Origin of the sequence: Burkholderia sp. 4M9327F10, from assembly GCF_005503145.1 — a bacterium.
Classification (GTDB): Bacteria; Pseudomonadota; Gammaproteobacteria; order Burkholderiales; family Burkholderiaceae; genus Paraburkholderia.
The window spans coordinates 23,310-44,176 of record NZ_SCNV01000056.1 but is presented as its reverse complement, the minus strand read 5'-3'; the positions used below and the strand labels follow the sequence as shown (position 1 = coordinate 44,176).

25 protein-coding genes and 1 pseudogene are annotated in these 20,867 nt (G+C 60.0%); 13 read left to right on the top strand and 13 right to left on the bottom strand.

From position 1 onward, the window contains the following. Window positions 1-58 precede the first annotated feature (58 nt). The 4 genes from FFS45_RS33185 to FFS45_RS33170 all read left to right on the top strand — a co-directional run bounded on the left by FFS45_RS33185 (window position 59) and on the right by FFS45_RS33170 (window position 2,575). Window positions 59-295 carry a UDP-glucose 4-epimerase gene (locus FFS45_RS33185; RefSeq protein ID WP_137958868.1) on the top strand — a complete coding sequence of 79 codons (237 nt, stop codon included), beginning with the start codon at window positions 59-61 and terminating at the stop codon, window positions 293-295. Between the two features lie 200 nt (window positions 296-495). Continuing rightward, window positions 496-1,047 carry a hypothetical protein gene (locus FFS45_RS33180; RefSeq protein ID WP_137958867.1) on the top strand — a complete coding sequence of 184 codons (552 nt, stop codon included), beginning with the start codon at window positions 496-498 and terminating at the stop codon, window positions 1,045-1,047. 257 nt (window positions 1,048-1,304) lie between these two features. Then, on the top strand, window positions 1,305-1,994 hold the full coding sequence (locus FFS45_RS33175) for a CBS domain-containing protein (protein ID WP_137958866.1): 690 nt from the start codon (window positions 1,305-1,307) through the stop codon (window positions 1,992-1,994). Between the two features lie 71 nt (window positions 1,995-2,065). Beyond that, a complete protein-coding gene (locus FFS45_RS33170; protein ID WP_137958865.1) occupies window positions 2,066-2,575 on the top strand; it encodes a universal stress protein in 510 nt (169 codons plus the stop codon). Between the two features lie 922 nt (window positions 2,576-3,497). Here FFS45_RS33170 and FFS45_RS33165 read toward each other — a convergent pair. From FFS45_RS33165 to FFS45_RS33150, 4 genes and pseudogenes are all read right to left on the bottom strand, one after another. Further along, a complete protein-coding gene (locus FFS45_RS33165; RefSeq protein WP_137958864.1) occupies window positions 3,498-3,710 on the bottom strand; it encodes a twin transmembrane helix small protein in 213 nt (70 codons plus the stop codon). Further along, window positions 3,707-4,060, bottom strand: a complete 354-nt coding sequence (locus FFS45_RS33160) for a hypothetical protein (protein WP_137958863.1) — start codon at window positions 4,058-4,060, stop codon at window positions 3,707-3,709. Before FFS45_RS33160 ends, FFS45_RS33165 begins: the two co-directional genes overlap by 4 nt. A gap of 175 nt (window positions 4,061-4,235) precedes the next feature. Beyond that, window positions 4,236-5,075 (bottom strand): annotated as a pseudogene (locus tag FFS45_RS33155) (spermidine synthase). Between the two features lie 89 nt (window positions 5,076-5,164). Continuing rightward, complete coding sequence (locus FFS45_RS33150; protein WP_137958862.1) at window positions 5,165-5,509, bottom strand: zinc ribbon domain-containing protein YjdM; 345 nt, start codon at window positions 5,507-5,509, stop codon at window positions 5,165-5,167. 211 nt (window positions 5,510-5,720) lie between these two features. On the opposite strand from FFS45_RS33150, the gene FFS45_RS33145 reads away from it, so the two are divergent. The 3 genes from FFS45_RS33145 (at window position 5,721) to FFS45_RS33135 (ending at window position 7,823) form a co-directional block, all read left to right on the top strand. Next, window positions 5,721-6,224: a hypothetical protein gene (locus FFS45_RS33145; protein WP_137958861.1), complete on the top strand. Its 504-nt coding sequence runs from the start codon at window positions 5,721-5,723 to the stop codon at window positions 6,222-6,224. 526 nt (window positions 6,225-6,750) lie between these two features. Further along, on the top strand, window positions 6,751-7,200 hold the full coding sequence (locus FFS45_RS33140; RefSeq protein WP_137958860.1) for a hypothetical protein: 450 nt from the start codon (window positions 6,751-6,753) through the stop codon (window positions 7,198-7,200). A gap of 176 nt (window positions 7,201-7,376) precedes the next feature. Then, window positions 7,377-7,823: a universal stress protein gene (locus FFS45_RS33135; RefSeq protein WP_137958859.1), complete on the top strand. Its 447-nt coding sequence runs from the start codon at window positions 7,377-7,379 to the stop codon at window positions 7,821-7,823. Between the two features lie 231 nt (window positions 7,824-8,054). Here the strand turns inward: FFS45_RS33135 and FFS45_RS33130 are convergent, their stop codons facing one another. From FFS45_RS33130 to FFS45_RS33090, 9 genes are all read right to left on the bottom strand, one after another. Further along, on the bottom strand, window positions 8,055-8,492 hold the full coding sequence (locus FFS45_RS33130; RefSeq protein WP_137958858.1) for a hypothetical protein: 438 nt from the start codon (window positions 8,490-8,492) through the stop codon (window positions 8,055-8,057). Window positions 8,493-8,606: 114 nt separating this feature from the next. Next, entirely contained in the window at window positions 8,607-9,134 is a 528-nt protein-coding gene (locus tag FFS45_RS33125) for an NADH-quinone oxidoreductase subunit B family protein (protein ID WP_137958857.1), read from the bottom strand. Next, window positions 9,134-10,696, bottom strand: coding sequence for an NADH-quinone oxidoreductase subunit C (locus tag FFS45_RS33120; protein WP_137958856.1), 1,563 nt, complete (start codon window positions 10,694-10,696; stop codon window positions 9,134-9,136). Before FFS45_RS33120 ends, FFS45_RS33125 begins: the two co-directional genes overlap by 1 nt. Before the next feature lie 3 nt (window positions 10,697-10,699). Next, window positions 10,700-12,160 carry a hydrogenase 4 subunit F gene (locus tag FFS45_RS33115; RefSeq protein ID WP_137958855.1) on the bottom strand — a complete coding sequence of 487 codons (1,461 nt, stop codon included), beginning with the start codon at window positions 12,158-12,160 and terminating at the stop codon, window positions 10,700-10,702. Then, window positions 12,153-12,812, bottom strand: coding sequence for a formate hydrogenlyase (locus tag FFS45_RS33110; RefSeq protein WP_137958854.1), 660 nt, complete (start codon window positions 12,810-12,812; stop codon window positions 12,153-12,155). Before FFS45_RS33110 ends, FFS45_RS33115 begins: the two co-directional genes overlap by 8 nt. Further along, a complete protein-coding gene (locus FFS45_RS33105; protein WP_137958853.1) occupies window positions 12,813-13,763 on the bottom strand; it encodes an NADH-quinone oxidoreductase subunit H in 951 nt (316 codons plus the stop codon). Further along, the gene (hyfB, locus tag FFS45_RS33100) at window positions 13,760-15,769 is read right to left on the bottom strand and encodes a hydrogenase 4 subunit B (RefSeq protein WP_137958852.1); all 2,010 of its coding nucleotides are present in this window, start codon (window positions 15,767-15,769) and stop codon (window positions 13,760-13,762) included. Before hyfB ends, FFS45_RS33105 begins: the two co-directional genes overlap by 4 nt. A gap of 20 nt (window positions 15,770-15,789) precedes the next feature. Beyond that, on the bottom strand, window positions 15,790-16,617 hold the full coding sequence (locus FFS45_RS33095) for a fused MFS/spermidine synthase (protein WP_137958851.1): 828 nt from the start codon (window positions 16,615-16,617) through the stop codon (window positions 15,790-15,792). A 77-nt stretch (window positions 16,618-16,694) separates the two neighbouring features. Continuing rightward, entirely contained in the window at window positions 16,695-17,090 is a 396-nt protein-coding gene (locus tag FFS45_RS33090) for a CZB domain-containing protein (RefSeq protein ID WP_137958850.1), read from the bottom strand. 391 nt (window positions 17,091-17,481) lie between these two features. Here FFS45_RS33090 and FFS45_RS33085 point away from each other — a divergent pair, with 391 nt between their 5' ends. The 6 genes from FFS45_RS33085 (at window position 17,482) to FFS45_RS33060 (ending at window position 20,812) form a co-directional block, all read left to right on the top strand. Beyond that, window positions 17,482-18,243, top strand: a complete 762-nt coding sequence (locus FFS45_RS33085) for a YoaK family protein (protein ID WP_137958849.1) — start codon at window positions 17,482-17,484, stop codon at window positions 18,241-18,243. A gap of 291 nt (window positions 18,244-18,534) precedes the next feature. Further along, window positions 18,535-18,981 (top strand): hypothetical protein, encoded by a 447-nt coding sequence (locus FFS45_RS33080; RefSeq protein ID WP_171029817.1) that lies wholly within the window; start codon window positions 18,535-18,537, stop codon window positions 18,979-18,981. 53 nt (window positions 18,982-19,034) lie between these two features. Further along, a complete protein-coding gene (locus tag FFS45_RS33075) occupies window positions 19,035-19,298 on the top strand; it encodes an HPr family phosphocarrier protein (protein WP_236066758.1) in 264 nt (87 codons plus the stop codon). A 69-nt stretch (window positions 19,299-19,367) separates the two neighbouring features. After that, entirely contained in the window at window positions 19,368-20,135 is a 768-nt protein-coding gene (locus FFS45_RS33070; protein WP_137958883.1) for a fused MFS/spermidine synthase, read from the top strand. Between the two features lie 81 nt (window positions 20,136-20,216). Continuing rightward, window positions 20,217-20,444, top strand: coding sequence for a hypothetical protein (locus tag FFS45_RS33065; protein ID WP_137958846.1), 228 nt, complete (start codon window positions 20,217-20,219; stop codon window positions 20,442-20,444). A 170-nt stretch (window positions 20,445-20,614) separates the two neighbouring features. Then, a complete protein-coding gene (locus tag FFS45_RS33060; RefSeq protein WP_011493367.1) occupies window positions 20,615-20,812 on the top strand; it encodes a ribbon-helix-helix protein, CopG family in 198 nt (65 codons plus the stop codon). Window positions 20,813-20,867 lie beyond the last annotated feature (55 nt).

The window sequence follows — 20,867 nt, the reverse complement described above, 5'->3', positions numbered from 1 at the left end:
GGACGCGCCTCTTTGGCGCAGCTTGGGCTTCGCGCGCCCGAAAGATCAGGAGTGACTCATGGCGCTTTCGGGTAACGTCTGCGACAGCGATTGGTCGGTTTCGGCGGTGACGCATCAGACGACTGGCGGCTTCGCCTGCACGATCCAGTTTAGTCACAATACGCCTGAGGGCGTCTTCAAACACGAGTTCACGCACAGCCGCATTTTCCCGACTGAGCGTGAAGCAATGCTCGACGGCTTGCGCGAAGGGATGGTCTGGGTGCACCTCAAGATGTCGAAGACGCTGTCGGTTTAGGCCGGTGAATAGCGCGCGGCAAGTTTGCGTTGCACAGTCAGAATACGGGTAGGAGGAAGAGACCCTCCACCCCAACGAGCCTTGCAAGGCTGCGCATCTCACGCTCGCGTCTGACGCATCCGGGTATAGTCCCACCATACGTTTGAATGCCTACGGTAAAGAACAGGCATTGGATGGCCAGGTTTGGCAGGACACGACATATGAATGATGCATTCGACCGACGAGCGCTGTTGATTCACCTCGGAGACGTGCTCGAAGCAATGAACACTCTGCAGAGGTGCGGCAAGGATCGTATGACCGTACGCGAACTGGCGGCGGCAAGCGAGTCCTTGGGAGGCCACCCGCTACTGACGCACTTATCGCCACAAACGACCTTGCGCGAGTTTGTCGCGCAGGTTGCCCGTGCATTCTCCATATGGCCGCAGGCGTTGCTTGATGCCGATCTCGATGGGGAGCGCCTCGCCACTTCGGTTCAACGGAATCTTTTTGCTGGCAATCTGGACGGATGGCTAGCCTATGTCGCCGCCATGCAGACTGAAGTACCATGGTTTGGAAAGTGCGCATACTCGGATCGCGTGAAGGGCGAAGCGTTAGCCGATGCGACGGCTAACGATCTCTGCAGCGCCCAGGCAGACGAGCCCGGGTGGACGGCCGATGTCGAACGCAACGGCGGTCAATCTGATGCTGGACGGGAAAGCGTTGAAGGAACTGTGCCGATCTATCCTGCGTGGCCCTGGAAATCACGCTCATAGCGCAAGGTCCGCGCACCAGTCGCATGAATGATCCATGTCAAATGTCAGCCCCCCTTCTGCGCATAACCTGAGTACACGCGAAGCCAAATCGCTTGTCGATCGTCTCGTCGCTTGCACCTGGCGCCTATGAGCGCGCGGTGTGCATGCTGTCGATGCGTTGTGGACTCTGGCAGGCGACGGCACTGCCAGGCGGCGCTGTATACCGATGATCTGGCCTCGTAGGGAAACCGGGAATGAGACAGTTCAGGAGACTTGCCATGCGTGCATCCGAAGTAATGACCAGCAACGTGATATCCGTCACGCCAGACATGACCGTGCGCGACGTTGCCAGGATTTTTGTCGATAAAGGAATTAGCGGCGCACCCGTTATAGATACGGAAGGGCATGTCGCAGGCATGATCAGCGAAGGCGATCTGCTGCGCCGGGTAGAGATCGGCACCGACGCGCGCCAGCGTTCGTCGTGGCTCGAATTTTTTTCCTCGACAGATGACGCCAGGGACTACATCAAGACTCATGCGCCGAAAGTTCGAGACGTTATGACTGTCGAAGTCGTGTCTGTAAGCGAAGACGCGCCCCTGAGCGAAGTAGCCAGCATTCTGGAAACACGGCGTATCAAGCGGGTTCCCGTGACAAAAGCGGGTCAGCTTGTCGGTATCGTGAGCCGCGCCAATCTTGTTCAGGCATTGGCCAGCATGCCCGAAGAGCCAGCGGAGGACGCGGCCCTCTCGGACGCGGATATCCGTGCGACGCTAATGGGTGAACTGGCTGGGCATAAGTGGGCCTTCGCTGGACGCAACATTGTCGTGAACGATGGTGTCGTGCATTTGTGGGGCATCTTTCACTCGGCGGAAGCAGTAGAGGCAGTTCGCGTTGCGGCAGAAGGGATTCCCGGGGTGAAACGGGTGGAGGACCATACCGAACCTTACCCGGTGATGCCCGGCATATAAATGGTCAAGCGCGAAGCGCCTCGATTCGGAAGTATTGTGATAGAGGCGCGCGATTCTCGGGGCATAAGATCATGTATCACAAGATCGTATTGGCCGTCGACGGAAGTGACGCATCGAATCGCGCGTTGGACGAAGCACTCGACATCGCGGCGCTCGCTCAAGGGCGGCTTCATGCCGTATACATCGTCAACCCATGGCGCGTTTCACCGTACTCCGGTTATTACGACCCGGAGGCGCTCCGCAAAGTGCTCCGTGAGGACGGCCAGATCACACTGGAAGCTGCTCGCAAGGTGATGGCCGAACGTGGGGTGGCGGGCGATACCGAAATCGAGGAAACGAAGAGCCCGGAGGACGATATCCCGAGTTGCCTCCATCGGTTTGTACAACGCCATGACGCCGATCTTGTCGTGATGGGTACGCACGGCAGGCACGGCGTCGGCAGGGCGGTGCTTGGCAGCGTCGCTGAGCAGTTCCTGCGCATGGCGACGTGCCCGGTGATACTGGTCCGAAGCTGCGCCACTGATTTACAGCAGACGCGAACAACGGAAGGAGAGAATCGCGCGAGTCAAGCCGGCCGTTGATACCTGTCAAGACCGCGGCGACTTCAAGTTCGCTGCTATCCGGACAGGGCCACACCAATGCGACCTCTTGCTATAGAAAAATTAAATTCGATCCACATTTCCGGACAATGGCTCACTGCGAAAATCGTCGGTTTCGGCAGGTTGTTCGCTTTCGCCACCGGGTGATCGAGGCATTCTAGTGGTTAGCGGCATCGAACCTGCAGGCGACAAGGTCCGGCCTCGTTTAAAGTCAGAAGATCCTGTCCCGGACACTTGCGGCAGAGAACCTTCCAGAGTTGCTTTCGCTCCCGGCGCTGCTATCACCGGTCGGAGCCGCCCAAACTAGTCGTACGGTCGACCGTTCTACGAAATCATCTCGGATTTACAGAGGAAATAGACTCAGCCTGCGCAGGACCGATAGAAAGGACGCCTCAACACAGGCGACATATCACTGTCAGATTTGTTCACTTTAGCTCCCACCATGATTTGGTGGACACCATCCTGGACAAACCACGGCAACTTCGCGAGACGGTGCAAATCAGATGCTTACAATGTTAATAACATTAGTATATTCTGTAAATGTGTTTGCCTGGGGGCATTGTCCCTGTACGGAACTGTTCCGCCGTCCTGTCGATGCTCGCCGTATACAGGCTGCGCGGAACCGCCTACCGCCTACCGCCTACCGCCTGCCGGCGACTGCTTTCTCCAGACCATGCCGGGACGGAAACTCCGCGCGGGACTCGACTGACATCCGTCTCAAGCCGGGCTCAAATGGGACGGCTGTGAGCGCAATCTGACCGGAGCCCCGAGGGCAAGCGCGTTCGCCAGCGCCTGGCGCCGGTCATGCGCAGCGGTCAGCAACGTCGCTGTACCTTATAAATGGGATATGTAGTGACGCCATCGAGACGCCTATTTTGTCTCAATGGCATACATTTCCGTCGGCTCACCGACCAATCGGAATTCCGGTCGGGTCGATGTAACCCAGCCAATGTGCGACCCATAAACTGAGAAACAGGGTGATGGACAGCCCCACCCTCACTGCAAGCGACCAAGCCATCCTTCCGGTGCGTCCACGGTCGTGGTTCATGAAATACAGCGCAGAAATCAGGCTACCGATGATCAGCGCGAATGCGATTGCTACGAGAACGTCCTTCATTTCTGATTTCCTGCTGACTGGTAAGGATCTGAATGAACCAGGGCAGCCAGCTTGTGGCGCTCCGCTACCACATCACTTGCGCCGGTCGCCGGCCAGTCCAACGCGATACCATCCTTCAGCGATTGGCGTGCAAGTGCCTGATAGTCCCAATCATCAATCTGGTCATGCTTCATTGCACTGGCAATCTCACGCCGAAACTGTGGCGGAAAATCTGTATACGCGTCCGAGAGTGCCGCGTATTGTCGCGCATCGATTTCCTTTGACGAAGGTATGGAAGTCCAGATGACCACGCCAACAATCGCAATCAGTGGCACTGCGGTATAACGAAGTACGAACTTGGCTGGACTCATGAAATCTCACTATTCGAGATGACTAACTGATGCTGGGTGATAGGGACTCGCGGTTCCATGCATTCAAGTCCCGAGTCTCATGGATTCCCTCTACGCAGGAAGCGCTTTCCACTTTTAATCGTATCCACATCGTTGCCGAGGTGTAGCCAATTAGACGGGAGGACTTACCCAAATTTCAGGCGCCGATTCTCCAGCACACGTCTCCATGTGAAGGCTGAACCAGACGCCTCCAGTCTAGACACTCGCCGTCTTTCAGGCGTCTGGCCGTTGCGGATAAACGGAGATCGCTTACCCAACTCATGGACCGCGCATGTGTCAGCAACGCTTGCCTTGACGGTAATTGACGCGCATCCTTCCAGGCGAAGCCGACAAAGTTCGCCCCCCATTGCAGGACACAAGCGCATACGAGATGCCAAACACCGCTTCAAGTTTTTGCACGTGAAGCGGCAATCCTGGATCGTCGCCAGTGAAATTGACAACGAGTACGCCAGAATCCGTCAATCTCTCGCGGCACGTGGTAAAGAACTCGAAGTTCGCGCACTGGTCAGATCCCGCGCGCGCCGAATGCGTCGGCCAGGATCACGTCCGTCGCTACGGCGGCGTCTCGCATGTACTCCGCTCCGTCAGCGCACATCACCTTGAACCGACCATCATCCGCCGGTATCCGGAAAACGTCGCGCAGGGCGATCACCTCAGCGCTGATTTCGATTGCGGTAATAGTGGATTCAGGCAGGCGGCGATAGCAGTATTTCGCCTGCGATCCGCCACCCAGGCCGATCATGCATATGTGTTGGGGCTGGGGTTGGGGTTGGAGGAGTAGAAACCCCATCATCGTGCGCGTGTAGCCAAGAACGAGTTCGTCTGGCGACCTGCGCGACATCGAGTTCTGTATCGCGAAATGATCAAAATGCAACGATACCCCACGCCTCGTTTCCAGCACGAACGGCCGTCCGTCGTCCAGCGGTGTCGATAAAAACTCAACAAACGCATCATAAGATGCCCAATCATCACTCATCTCAAGCATTCATCCTGGCAGGTGAAACGATCGGATATCCAGCCTAACTTGCTCGCGCGACTGTCGTGATGCCTGTCACACGCACCTGATCAGACCTTCCTCAGATAGCACGCCTTAAGCATGAAACTGCCCGCATCCATCCTGCAGTCCACTTCGTGATCACCTTCCACCAGACGAATGCTCTTAACGCGGGTACCCACCTTCAGTGTGATTGAGGAACCTTTGACACGCAGATCCTTTACCAGAACCACCGAATCTCCGTCTGACAGGGCATTCCCATTTGCGTCCCTGATGACGTTCATCTCCGGCAGGTCGTCCGACGCAGGCATCGAATGGGGCGACCATTCGTGACCACAATCAGCACAAACATTTAGCGCGCCGTCAGGGTAGGTGTTCTCCTGGGCACAGTTGGGACACGGCGGTACATCCGACATACATTCTCCCTTCAGGTTATTCGAAGCGTGCAAGAAACCAATGCGTGAGCCGCTCGCATCGTCTCGCCCGGCCACCTGGAGTGACGTTTCGATACACACATTCTATTATAATAGAACTCGACTATAATTACCCTTTCCAGGGCAAACGTCGGTTACGTCCTGACCTGGCGTTGCTGAACACAACCGGAACCGGCCCGACGAGGACATCGCCATGTTTGATCTGGACGGAGTATTGCTATCTCCTGACCGTCGACCCACGTCGCTGGGGGAGCAGGTGGGTAGCCGCGGAATTGTCGTCGTTGGCGTGGGCAAAGGCGGGGAGCGTGGCTTCCAGATGGCCTATCGGTTCAACTGCATTGGAAAACAATTGGTGAGGGCAGGTGTCAATCTTGTCCTGATCTACCCGAAGGCATCCTCACGACACGTGCTGGACCCACTGTCCGTCGCAAGTAGCCGCTTCCAGGGCAGCCCCGTTTTGCTGCTCGACGGGGATGGACATTTCTTCCGACGGCCGCAGCAGGCGGGCTCATTGAGCTTTGCGCACATGGATCGCGGCCTGCGACTGATCGTCGCAGCGAACATCGATCTGCAGGACAACGCATGGGCCGATTTGCTGCAGACATTTCTGTCCAGCACCCTGGAATCCGACGGGTATCCAGCAATACAGATTGAATGTCACCGCAGTGCGAAGTCAGATTCACAGTGGCCGCCTTGAAAGAGCTTTCCCAGCGGGGCCCGATATGCGGGCGTGCCGTCTCCGCGGATCTGCGCGGGCCCGGTTGGACCAGTCGCACATCGGAACCAGCTTGTCGATTACCCTCGCAGGCAGGGCGTTCATGAAAAACCGTGCCTCACCTTTGCGGTTGACACAAGACGCAATTGCAACAGCAAGGACGTAAGCGGCCGCCAGGGGCTAATGACCCGGTAAGTCTAGTGGGCTTTAGATCGTTGTCGAGGAATCTTGCGAAAGGGACAGGTTTCTGAATAAAGGCCAGTGAACTCGCCGGTAAAGCGGTTTGCGGATTTCGAGGGGCGGACGAACCTGAGAGAGGCTGCGGGCTGGCGCGATGGACTTCTTTCGGAGGAGAGGCAAAGGTCTCGTCACCGGAATCACTTTCATTCAATAAACGGGCGGGCGAAAGGGTCGTGGCTCACATTGCCGATGCAAGGGCGTGTGGTCCTGATTGCCGACAACGCCCGCTACGGCTCCGAATAGCTACGCACAAACAGGCAGAATTTTGATGGCACGCAAGACTTTCGGGAATGCTCTGGCCACTCGAGGCAAAGCACTCTTTCTGCCCATGCCACGGGCCGACGTAGATGCACTCATGCTTCAGCACCGGATGGCACTCGAGGCTGCGCGCGGCAGACACGGCGACGCGTCCATTACGCGGCGGCTTTATATGGTTATCGTGATGACCCGTTATCTCACGGAGGACGGACACGGACTACTCGCTCTCGCCAGCGTGTGTGAGGCGGAGCAGGAAGTGGCCGCGATCTTTGATCGTGGAGAAACGCAGGGCGACTGGAGTTACCCGGACAAAGTGATTGGGCTGATTTCTACGGTCATCAACGAGTATGACAGGCAACTCAGGGAAACCCGTCTTCAGGCAATTCTTCGGGCGAACGAGCGTCTAAGCCGCCTGATCGCGCACGGCGCTGCCATTGCCGCAGCGGAGGGCAACGGTTAGAGAGGTGAGGTCGGCGCGCGGCACTTTGTCACGGAAATAATCAACCTTCCACGCTTCCACGCATCGTAAATCTAACTATACTGAAAGAAATAGACTTGATTCAGGAGTGCCTGGCTTAAGCGGCGGGCTCCGGGCAGGACGTCAGGACGAACAGGCCTGGCCGCAGGGAGAAACGCATGTTCAAGCATCTGCTGGTGCCGACTGACGGGTCGGCCCTCTCCGAAGCCGCGATCCAGATGGCGGTGACGCTCGCGAGGGAAAGTGGCGCCAAGGTTACGGGGCTTCATGTCATCCCGGAATTCCATGTCCTGGCGTACGGCGCCGAAGTGATCGCGGACACCGAGGACCAGTTCATTCAGGCTGCCCGACAGCATGCGGATGACTACCTCATGGTCGTCACAAAAGCGGCCACCCAGGCCGGGGTCGAGTGCGATACGTTCACCAGGAACCGCGCTCACCCGTACGAGGCGATTATCAGCGTGGCGGCGCAACGAAACTGTGATCTCATCGTCATGGCGTCCCACGGCCGAGGCGGCATGCGCGCCGTGTTGCTTGGCAGTGAGACCCAGAAGGTGCTGACGCACTGCCAGATCCCGGTTCTCGTCGTCCGGGAGCCGACATAGACCGGTGCGGGTTGTGTTGTGGAATCCAGCACGCCATCGACTGAATCAAAGCCGTCTCCGCCCCAGACGTACATTGTCGCCCGCACTTCGCTCGCGGCCATCCCGGGTGCGCATCTAGCCCCCATCGTCTCCATCACCGGCACCACCACGAGGCTGGCAACGGTGACCGTTGACTTCAGGCTTTCGCGCGTGCACGGAAAACGTCGGCGACGTACTGAGCCGGTTCGGTATTCATTCGGCACGTCCGCTGCCCAGCACCCACACCGCGACAATCACCAGAAAGATCGAGCAGGAGCTCCACTGGGTCAGGACGCTAGACCACGCCAACGCTGGATCTGAAGTTGCCTCTGTATGGCCGGCCATATGCAGGAGCACACCGGGCGCGAGCTTTAACTGCCGTTCCACGGCCCACCACTTCAGAGTCAGGGCAATCGACGCCAGTCCGCTGCCGATCACGATGACGCCGAGGAACGGGTCACCACCCGTGCGGGACCGCCGGGAAGCGAAGTGCCGCGTAAGGTATGTCAGGGCGGTGCCGTTGACGATGGCCGAGAGCATCACAAACCATAGTGGAAAGCGCAGGCTGATTGCCACCATGAAGACGATGATCGTCAGCACCTGTGGCCACGCTCTGCCGATTGCTTTCAGCCGGTTCAATTGCTCACTCATCGCGCGTCGTCCCTAAAAATATCAGCGTGGCACACTGGGGCGGTCATCACACGTGGGCTCCGTGCGGAACCCTTACCCATGAACACCATGATTGGCGAGTGTCCCGGACCGTGATCATGGCGGGGAGGTTGCGTGTTTCGTACGAAGCGCGGTGAGAATGCCCCTCAGAATATCGATGGGAGGCGGCGGACAACCCGGTATCGTGACGTCGACAGGCAAGAAGTTAGACAGTGGCCCACACACGGCGTAGCTTTCCCTGAACATGCCGCCTGTGCAGGCGCACTCGCCGACCGCGACGACGAGCTTTGGGTGGGGCGTTGCCTCGTAGGCCCGCCGCACCGCTTCCTTCATGTTCAATGTCAGAGGGCCGGTGACCAGCAGCATGTCGGCATGGCGGGGACTGGCGACGAACCTGATACCCAGACCTTCGACGTTGTAGTACGGGTTGTTGAGCGCATGGATTTCCAGTTCGCAGCCGTTGCAGGAGCCTGCATCGACCTCGCGAATGCACAGCGCCCGGCCGAGCACATCGAGTATTTCCTGCTGGATCCGGTGGCCTTCGGCCCGCCATGCGTCATCGCCCTCGGGCACGCGCAGAGTCGGCGTGCCAGTTGTCGCGATCTGTTTGAGAAGTTGCCACATTACAGGTCGTGTCCCGCGTAGTTCAGATTGAACGACTTGTTGATCAGCGGGAAATCCGGAACGATATTGCCGATGATCGCGTGTTCCAGGGCTGGCCAGTTCTGCCACGACGGGTCGTGGCAGTGGCAACGCGAAATGGTCCCGCTAGCTCCGGTCTCGAGTGCGACGAAGACATCGCCGCGCCAGCCTTCGATCCAGCCGACCCCGCAGGATGGAGAGCCGACGTGTTCAATCCGGGAGACGATCTCCCCACCCGGCAGATCGGCCAGGAGGGTGCGAATCAACCGGATGGATTCGTAGATTTCGCCGAAGCGAACCGCGACCCGGGCTGCCACATCGCCCCGGTCATCGCTGACCATCTGCGCCTGAATCTCATGGTAGGGCGCGTAAGGGTGATCGACACGCACATCGGTTTTCCGGCCGCTTGCCCGTCCGACCAGCCCGCACACGCCGAAGTGCTCCGCCACCTTGGCGGAAAGTATGCCCGCGCCTGCAAAACGATCCTGCAGCCCCGATTGATCGTCGTAAATGCGTTGCATCACACGAACCTGCGCGTCGATCTGGTCGCACTGCGTCAGCATCGCGGTGATGGTACGCGGATCGATGTCCGTCGCCACGCCCCCTGGCACGATCCGGTCCATCAGATAGCGGTGTCCAAAAACCCGATCGTTCAGGCGCAGCCAGTCTTCCTTCAGGCGGGAAAACCGTGCGAGACCGTATGCGAACCCGGCATCGTTACCCAGCGCACCCAGATCGCCCAGATGGTTGGCAATGCGCTCGCGCTCGAGCAGCAGCGCGCGCAGCCACTGCGCGCGTGGCGGAATCTGGACATCGAGTGCCCGTTCGACCGCCATGCAATAGGCCCAGGTAAAGGCGACCGTTGTGTCTCCGGCGATACGTCCTGCGAGCCGGTGTCCGTCGAGCGCTGGCACGTGCTCGAACAGCCGCTCGATTCCCCGGTGCGCATAGCCCAGCCGCTCCTCGAGGCGCAACACCTTTTCGCCGACGACCGAGAAGCGGAAGTGTCCGGGCTCGATCACGCCTGCGTGGATCGGACCGACGGCAATCTCGTGGACACCGTCACCCTCGACGTGGACAAACGGATAGTCGGCTTCCTGGGATTGAAACCGCTCGGTCCCGGAGGACAATTTCTGCAATGGAAAGTAATCGACAGGCCAGTTGCCATGATTCAGCCATGGCCGTGTATCTTCGGCGCCGATCGCACGCAGCCCGACCAGATCGTAGACAGCCCGTTGCATGCGTGTCGCGCACGGAAAGATTGCCGATATAGCCGGGTATCCGTCGCTGTCCCCATGCCCGTCGCCTACCGGCAACTGAAGCCACAGGATTCCGTCTTCCAGCGCGTAAGCTGCGGAGATCGCGAATGTGCCTGGCGCTTCTTCGGCACCCCACAGGGAGATCAGACGGCCACCCGTCTCGCGCACGGTGCCGGCGGTGCGGGTCCACGTGTCATGATCGACCCGTGCGAGAAAAGCCGAAGACCTGCCCGCGAACACGGACAGGCGAACCAGGTTGGGAAACCCGAATGCCTCGATGCGCATGTGTCACCCCGCGATCATGGCCGCCGCCTGCCGATACCACGTCGCAAGATAGGGCGGAATGTAGAGCCCGAGCATCAAACCGATGCCGAGATGGACGAACACGGGCAGCAACGCTGGCGGGTGTTCGAGAACTTTGGCCGTCGTGTCGCCGAACACCATGCCCTGCACGCGCACGAAGATGGCCGCGAACGCGACTGCAAGCGCGAGCAACAGGAACGGCGTGGCCCACGGCAGTTTGCTCATCGCGGTGGTCAGGATCAGGAACTCGCTCGCGAAGACGCCGAATGGCGGCATGCCCAGGATCGCGAGCGCGCCGAGCATCATGCCCCACCCGACGGTTGGGCTCACGCGTAACAACCCGCGGATGTCGTCGATCGCCTGGGTGCCGGCCTTCTGGGCCGCATGCCCGACGGTAAAGAAGATGGCCGACTTGACGAGCGAATGCACCGTCATGTGCAGCAGGCCCGCGAAGGTCGCGATGGGGCCGCCAAGGCCGAAGGCGAACGTCATCAGGCCCATGTGCTCGATCGACGAATACGAAAAGAGCCGCTTGACGTCTTTCTGCCGGAACAGCGAAAAGGTCGCGACCAGCACCGAGACCAGTCCGAACCCGACCAGCAGGTGTCCCGGCAGGCCGCTGTGGAGTGCACCATCGGCCAGCACCTTGCAGCGCAGCACCGCATAGAGCGCGACGTTGAGCAGCAGGCCGGACAGCACGGCGGAAATCGGCGTGGGGCCTTCGGCATGCGCGTCAGGCAGCCAGTTGTGCATGGGCACGAGGCCGACCTTAGTGCCGTAGCCGATCAGCAGGAACACGAACGCGAGCGAAATGATCGTCGGGTCGAGACTGCCCTTGACTGCGTTCAGACTGGTCCAGAGCAGCGCATCGCCGCCGCCAAGCTGCCGGCTCGCGGCGAGATAGAGCAGGATCGTGCCGAACAGCGCCTGCGCGATGCCGACGCCGCACAGGATGAAATACTTCCATGCGGCTTCGAGGCTGGCTGCGGTGCGATAGACGCTGACGAGCAGCACCGTCGCGAGCGTGGCCGCTTCCATGGCGACCCAGAGGATGCCCATGTTGTTGGTCAGCAGCGCGAGCAGCATCGCAAAGATGAACAGCTGGTACATGCTGTGATAAAGGCGCATGCGAGGGCCGGTCATCTTGCCGCGGTCACGCTCGATGCGCATGTACGGCCTCGAAAAGATCGACGTGGTCCAGCCGACGAAGGCCGTCAGCGCGACGAGGAACACATTGAGCGGATCGACGAAGAACAGCTTACCCAGCGCGAACGCAGGCCCGTGCGCCTCGGTTTGCACGGCAAGCAGCGCGGCGGCCGCGAATGTGAGGAAACTGAACCCGACATTAAGCTCGGCGGCGACATGGTGCTGTCCCACGAGCGCGAGACATGCGCCCGCGAAAAGCGGGATCCCGAAAACCAGCAGCAGTACCCAGGCTTCAGTCATCCTTGAGTTTTTCCAGGTGATGAATATCCAGACTGTCGAACTGCTCGCGGATCTGGAACATGAACACGCCGAGGATCAGGATGCCCACCAGCACATCGAGTCCAATGCCGAGTTCGACGATCATCGGCATGCCGTTCGTTGCCGCGGCGGCGGCAAAAAACAGGCCGTTTTCCATCGACAGGAAGCCGATCACCTGCGATATCGCCTTTGCGCGCGTAATCATCATCATGAATGACAGCAGTACGCAGGCAAGTGCGATGCCGAGCGTGCCGCGCGCGACCGACGAGGAGAGCTGACTGATCGGCGACGCGACATTGAACGCGACGATCACGAGTACGATGCCGATCAGCAGGGTGGCGGGAATATTGAGGAGCGACTCCACATCTGCTTTGACGTTGAGCCGTCGGACCAGTCTGTAAAGAATCCAGGGAATCAGGCCGACCTTGAGCACCAGCGTCAATGCGGCTGAGATGTAGAGGTGTACGTCGGCGGTGACGTATCCCAGGATGACATTGGCTGACACGAGCGTCAGGCCCTGCAGCGTATAGAGGTGAATCAACGACAGGATCCTGCGCTGGCTGAGCATCGCAAACGACAGCAGCAGCAGGATGGCGGCCAGGAAGTTGATGATCTGCGTGGCGAACCCGTGCATTCAGGCCCCCAGCAGAAAGTGAACGAGCATCCCGATGACGGCCAGCAGGAAGGCTGTCGCGAGAAACTCAGGTACGCGGAAAATGCGCATCTTCGCGTTGGTCGTTTCAACTACCGCCAGTGCGGCGCCACCCACCAGCAACTTGACGAAGAGCAGCGGTATGGCGAGCAGCAGCGCCATCGGATTGCCGGCCTCGGCGATGCCCCACGGAATGAACAATGCGAGACCGATGCAGGAGTACGCGAACAGTTTGAGGCTCGCGGCCCACTCCAGCAGGGCGAGGTGCCGGCCTGAATATTCGAGGATCAGCGCCTCGTGGATCATCGTCAGTTCGAGGTGCGTGGTCGGGTTGTCCACCGGCAGGCGCGCATTCTCGGCGAGCGACACCATCGTGAATGCGATCCCTGCGAACGCGAGGCTCGGATAGATCGCCAGCTCGCGATGGCTGAGCGTGGCGACGATACTGATCAGCAGGGTGGACCGCGTAATCAGCGACGCCGAAAACAGTACCATCAGCAAGGCAGGCTCCGCGAGGAAGCCCACCAGCATCTCGCGCCGCGCGCCGAGCGTGCCGAACGCGGTGCCGATGTCCATCGCGGCCAGTGAGATCATGACGCGGGCCAGCGCGAAGAGACCCACCAGTGCGATTGCGTCAGCGGCGGGCGACAGGGGCAGGTCGGTTGAAAGGGTGGGCACGATCGCGCAGGCGAGCGTCATACAGGCCCAGACAATATACGGCGCGCCGCGAAATATGGGGCTGGCGTGGTCGGCGACGACCGACTCCTTGTTGAACAGCTTGTGAAGCATCCGGTAGGGCTGCCAGATGCTTGGCGCCCGGCGGTTTTGCAACCGTGCGCGGCACATGTTGACCCACCCGGTCAGCAGGGGAGCCGCCGCCAGTGCGAGCAGGATCTCCAGACCCTGGGACAGTAATCCGGAGAGCGTGATCATCGCCTCACCAGCATCAGCAGCACGATCAGCACGAGAAAGCTGTGCATCAGATAGACCGCGATGCGGCCTGTCTGGAGCAGGCCGGCCAGTGCCGCGACGCGCCTGACCAGCCGCTCGATCGGCTCATAAATCAGGGACCACGCCCGATCTGTCACGGTGACGCTGTACACGGGGTGTTCGTCGAACGGTGAAGGTAGCCGACGTTCGATCCTGAACAGCGGCGTGAAGATTTCACGGATTGGCTGCCCGAACCCTTCTGCCGTGTCCTGCATGCGAGCATTCACGAATGGATGGCCACAGCCCCAGGGGGCAGCACGTCGCAGCCGTCCATGATAAAGACGGCGTACCAGCACCCACGCGAGCCCGCAGCACGCGAAGAAAAACAGCAGGAAAACCACTGGCATGTAGCTGGCACGATCCACACTGGTAGGGGCGAGCAGCAGCCAGCCGTTGCGCGCGACGGTGGGTCCGATGCCCGCGCCAGCCAGCACCTGCGTGACGCGATCCAGAACTGTCACGAACTGTACCGGCAACAACCCGAGCAGCACACATATCGCAACCAGCCATGTAAACCCGACGCGTTCCCAAGGGCTTGCGTCGTGCGCTTCGGTCAGTTTCGCCTCGCGAGGTTGACCGATAAAGATGATGCCGAAGAACTTGACCATCGTGTAGCCCGCGAGCGCTGCCACCAAGGCGATCAGCGCGGCAACGAGCGGGACCACCATGTTCAGGAACGGGTCAGGCAGGCCCGGCGTGAACAGAAAGCTCTGCAGCAACAGCCATTCGGAGACGAAGCCGCTCAATGGCGGCAGGCCTGCGCTGGCAAGTGCACCTATCAGAACGGCCCAGGCGGTCCAAGGCATGAAACGGATCAGGCCGCCCAGGCGCCCAAGATTGCGCTCTCCTGTCGCATGGAGCACCGTACCTGTGCCGAGAAACAAAAGGCTCTTGAACGTTGCGTGGCTGGCGATCTGGTAGAGCAGGGCAGTCAACGACAAGGCGGCCAGCGCGTTCATCCCGTAGGCGCGAAACAGGACCCCCAGCCCCATGCTCACGAACATCAGGCCGATGTTGTCGATCGACGAGTACGCAAGCAGCCGCTTCATGTCCGTCTGGATGGCGCTGAACACGACGCCGAACAGGGCGGTGAAGAGTCCGAGCATCAGCATGAGCACGCCCCACCACGCGATCTGCACGTGCAGCAGGTCGAACACCGTACGCAGCACGCCATAGAGTCCGGCCTTCAGGACGAACCCGCTCATGAGGGCCGATACCGGCGACGGCGCCGCCGGATGAGCCTCCGGCAGCCAGACATGCAGCGGGAAAATGCCTGCTTTTGTGCCGAAACCGAACAGTGCCAGCAGAAACGCGATGGACGCCCAGAACACGTCCAGATGCTGCTGGCGCATGTTGGCGAACGTATAGTCGCCGGTGTTGGCCTGCAACAGGCCGAAGCACAGCAGGAGCGCCAGCGCGCCGACGTGGGAGATCAGGAAGTAGAGCCAGGCAGCGCGACGGATCTCGGCGAAACGGTGATTGGTCATCACGAGGAAGGTGGCTGAAACCGTCATCGTCTCCCACGCAACCATGAAGCAGTACGCATCGTCTGCCAGCAAAAGGACGGCCATGCTCGCAAGGCACACGTGATATTCGAAGCACAGCAATCCGGGTGGCGTGCCTTCGCCCTTGCGGAAATAGCCGGCGGAGAACGCGCTCACGCCTGTGCTCACGACGCCGAGTACCGTGAGAAAATACGCCGACAGGCCGTCGAGCCGTAGATGAAACGGCAGGTCCGGCAACCCGAGTGGCAGGACTGCTTCCTGGGGACTTGAGAAAACACCCGCCAGGCCGAGTCCGCACAGAAGCAGGCCGAATACCGCACCGACCGGAAACAGTCCATGTGCTACCCCCCGTGTGCGGCGCAGGTTGGCGAGTCCCAGCACCCCAACAACCAGCCAGCCCGCAATCACAAGCAGCACATAATGGATGACCAGCAGGTGTTCCATCGGCGTTGTCTCCGGTGCCGTCAGACGCCCTGTTCGACGGTCAGTGTGTTGGACGAAGGGTATCCTGGAACGGGCTCTGCCCGGTGATGACGTTCCATTTTTTTGACATACCGGTACAGGTCGAGCCCCATCGATTTCGTGATGGCTTCAGCGCGGGCATAGAGGTCAAGCCATCCAGGGACGGTGCCCTGTTTGACCCCGATGGCAATGGTGTTGCCTTCACGTCGTGCCATGGTGTGGAACAGTTTTCCATCGCACGCGCGGCGTATCCGGTCGAGGTGGGTGGCGAGTCGCGGGTCGCTGTTCAGCAGGTTGGCCACCAGCACACCTTCGTCACGCAGCGCGGCATGGCAGGCGTCGTAGAAGGACTGGCTCGACAGGCTGGCAGGCAACCCGAACGCATCGAAGCCGTCGAGCAGGATCACATCCGCGACACCAGCCCTGTCCGCGAGATATTCGGCCGCGTCGGCGTGCACGATCTGGAACCGTTCCGAATCGGGCGGGATGACAAACCATTCGCGTAGCGCGATGACCCTCACGTCGATTTCGACTGTGGTCACCCGTGCCGACGGAAACTTGTGAAAGCAGTATTTGGACAGTGATCCTCCGCCCAGACCCACGATCAAAATGTCTTTGGGATCGGGGCGAAAGAGCTGGAACGACATCATGGCCCGCGTGTACGGCAGGTCGAGCTCGAGCGGAGCACTCTTGCGCATCGAGCTTTGTATGCCGAGAGCGTCGAAACACAGCGACCGCGTGCGCAGGCCCTCGTGTATCACGGGGTCCCCGAAAGTCTTGCCCCATCGCTCCGCCAGGGCACGTCTGAACTGATTGTGATCGGCCGACAATTCATTGTTCTCCTGAAACTGCGCAGATCAGGTGCCGCGAACCTGCGTCATGCAACGACCGGATCGTCACGGCGACCTTAATGTATCAGCCCGAACGGTGCGGGTTTGGATGCGGGTGCCGCACCCACACCCGAGCGTTTTTCGAAACGCGACACCGCGTGTATGAGCATGCGTGTCGCGCTTTCGAACAGGGCATCAGGCTCGAGCATGACGGCCGCTTCGGCGAGACGCCCCTGCGTGATGGAAATCGCGATGACCAGGGTGATCGTATGAAAACTTGCATGCGCCATCCTTAACTGCTGGAGCTCCGGAAACTCATCGCAGCGCGTGCCCTCTTCATGAAGCCAGCGACCGAGTGCGCAGCTGCGCTCATTGGCGAAAGCGCATGTAATGAGCTGCACGCGCTGGTGCATCCCGCACCGCAACGAGACGCCCGCCATCCGGTGTTCTTCAAGCGTATCGTCAAACAGCATGGCACTTCTCCCAATACGTCACGCGCGGACCCAGGTAGCCTGTCGGCCGCCTGTTTTCGTCGTCTTGCAATCAACCGCGTGCTGAGTCTGCATCGTTGCCGCTGGGGACCCATCCGCAACATCTCCTGGCATCACCCGCCTCTCGGAGTGCACGTTGGCCAGGGGCATCAAGTTAGCAGTCGATGATAATTGCGTTATCATCCTAGCAGCTTTATTGATCCGATTCCACAGGGGATGATCCAGCGAGACGCACAACGAACTTGCCGGCTTTGTTCGGGGCGCCGGGGACATGTCTATCAACCGATGCCGGATCTGAAAGGCCATCTGCTGTGCCCGTGCGTTTGTTTCGTCGGCGCATGGTCTGACCACGCGAACCAGGAGCCATTAGCCGATGCCAGCACAGTATTTCCGGAGCCTGACCGGGAAGAACCGGAGCACCGGGGCAGACAGGCAACTTGGTTTTTCGCTCACGTTCGTGGCGGGCGCTACTAACGCCGGTGGCTTTCTGGCGGTGAAGCAGTACACGTCCCATATGAGCGGCGTGGTGTCCTCGATTGCCGACCAGGCGGCGCTGGGCGATCTCACATTGGTTCTGGCCGGCGCCGCATCGCTGATCTCGTTCCTGCTGGGTGCCGCCTGTTCCGCCGTGCTCGTGAACTGGGGGCGGCGCCGGCGGCTACACAGCCAGTACGCGTCGCCGCTGCTGGTCGAGGCCGTCCTGTTGCTGTGTTTCGGGCTGCTCGGCAGTCATCTGGCGCTGTGGGATACGCTGTTCGTACCAGCGACCGTTGTGCTCCTGTGCTTCATCATGGGTCTGCAGAACGCCATGATCACCAAACTGTCCGGTGCCGAAATCCGTACCACCCACATGACCGGAATCGTGACGGACATCGGCATCGAACTGGGCAAGCTCTTTTACTGGAATTCCGCGAGGACCGACCCTGGCGCACCCTTCGTACTGGCGAATCGGGCGAGGCTGAAAGTGCACGGAACGATGCTGGCCATGTTCGTCGTCGGTGGTTTTACCGGTGCGATGGGATTCAAGCACATCGGCTACGCGTCGACGGTACCGCTTGCGGGCGTGCTGATTGTGCTGGCTATCGTGCCACTGGTTGACGACCTGCGCGCGCAGGTCTATCGACTCGACCGTTAGGCGCCGTCGACTGATCTCAACAGTGCGCGGCGCAGCCGCCCGTTCAGGAGCCGGATCGATCCTCGATGCAGGAACGCTTTCCGGGCGTACGCGTGTGTGCATGGAAGAAGCTACGAACAGACTGGCCGTCCATTCGTAATGGGCAACGCTAAATCATGATAATACAATTATCATTGACTTATCCTGAAATGCTAATAAGATAGCAGGCTTGGGCAGGAATCTTGTTGGTCATGTTGCAGGCCGGGCTTGCGCGAAACGAGGTGTATGCCCGCGTGCGGCAGGGAGGTCGACGTGATTGATGCAAGTGTTCCGCTGCTTTCCCACGACTACACGCACCTGTATCTGCGGGACGTGATGGGCCGTCGCGGATTGATCGTCATCGGCGTGGGCAAGGCGGGCGAACGCGGATTCCAGATGCTTTACCGTTTTTCGGATATCTGCGACCGCCTGGAAGAATGCGGGGTCAACGTCATTTTTGTCTATCAGAAGGAATCGGCCCGCCATGTCCTGGATGCGACCTCCCTGCTCGGGGCCCGTTACAGGCAGAAGCCATTTTTGCTTCTGGACGACGATGGCCAGTTCTTTGCCGGGCCGCCGCACCCAAGGTCGCTTCGCGCCGTTTACCTCGATCGGGAAATGAAGCGGCTCGACACGGCCGAAATCGCCTTGGGGAGTGAAAAGTGGGACCCGCTGCTGCGGGCGTTCTTTGCCCAGGTCATCGCAGGTACGATGCACTGAGCGCGCCCGGCGGGTTCGGGTCCGGGTTACCGTTTATGCATAGGGGAGCGGGGTTGGTCGAAGCATTGGTTCAGGTGGGCGACCCGTGGGGTTTGAACGGACACGGATCGGCGAGGCTTGCCGTTCACGCATCCCGGTTCGCGAGCGACATCATCTGCATGGCGAACGGCCGGTCCGTCAATGCCAAGGATGTCATGTCGGTGATGTCCCTGCGGGCAAAGCCGGGCACGCAGTTGCACATCCTGGCAACCGGTCCTGACGAGACCGCAGCGCTTGAGGCGCTCTCGGCCATGCTGCGTACGCAGGAATCCTCTTGACTGACCGCTGCAAGGGGCGTGGCCCATGCCCGCCGATTGCCCCTGCACTGGAATTTTTCGATCACGCACATGAAAAGAAAGAGGAAGGCGAGCAAGCCGGTGGTCATAGAGAATGACCAGGTCGTTTCGCTGTACTTTGATGCGCGCGGGGTGCAGAGCACCATGTTGCGACGCGATCCGTACGCCCTTGCGCTGGGCTATACGCGCACCATGATGGGCTTCCTGCTGTTCCAGCCATTCCCGCGCCGCATCTCGATGATCGGTCTGGGTGGCGGCTCGCTGGCGAAATACTGCTATCGCCACTTGCCTGACACCGTGATTGCCGTCGTCGAAATCGACCCGCAGGTGATCGCGCTGCGCGACCGGTTCCATGTGCCGCGTGACAGTGAGCGCTTCAGGGTGGTTTGCGCCGACGGGGCGCAGTACGTCACGGTTCCGGATCATCGGCCCGACGTGCTGCTGGTCGATGGTTTCAATGCCGATGGTCTGCCCGCAGAACTGGGCAGCAGGGCGTTCTATGAAGCCTGTCGCTGCAGGTTGAGCGATGACGGCGTCCTGGTGGCCAATCTGGTGACCGACGAACCGGATTTCCATCGATACCTGCGCTCGCTCAGAGAAGTCTTCGCGAACGCGGTGACGCTGGCGCCGTCCGAAGGCAGTGAACACAACGTCACTGTTTTTGCGTGGAAAGGCGCGGATGAGCTTCCGTCCTTCGCAGCGATGCTCGACCGGGCGCGCGTGCTCGCGCCCGGACACGCAGTGAATCTTCATGCGACGGCCACGCGCATCGAGTACGGCAAGAAATTTAACTGGCATCGATATGAGCAATCGTGCTGAGCGGATGCGTCTGTCGCTGATGGATGGCAACCCCTGCATGTTCGCGACCTGTTTGAGCAGGCGCAATCTCGACGATAGAAGATGACGGTGGGAAGCCACAACGACAGCAACACCTTGACCCATGCAGCCATCTGGGCGCTTGAGCGTCTGGCCCAGCAGCGATACGGCCGCGATGCGCCCACGTTAAACTGGTCGGTCGCGCAGGAACTGCGTAAGGCCGGGTTGGTATCCGTCCCCGCGAATGGGCGAGGCGGTGTGTCGATTACCCGGGCTGGACAGGATTTTCTGCGTGCCAGGGCGGAGATTTAGCACACCGTCTCCGCGCGTTGCACGTCGTTTGCTTCTCGGTCGCTGAATGGCTGGGCATCGGCGATACAAGGGGGAATCGCCGGCCGCCGTGTGATTCTGGCGCTACAAAGATGACTCGGGCCCCACGATGCATTATAATTTAATTAACATATTTGGACTTGGCCCACGTCATGGAAACGAAAAGCGCACGACTCACGATTCTGATCGATCCTGTGAAGAAGGAAGCGTTCGAAAAACTTTGCGCGGCGCAGGACCTGACACCCTCACAGGTGGTGCGGCAACTGATCCGTGACTACCTCGATCAGCATGGCGTCAGCTACCGGACCAAAAGCGCAATTGGCGCGCGTCCGCGCCGAAAAACTGCCTGACGTACACCTGCGCCAGGTCAGCGGTGTGATCCCGCGCAGGCATCGCGCTGGCTCC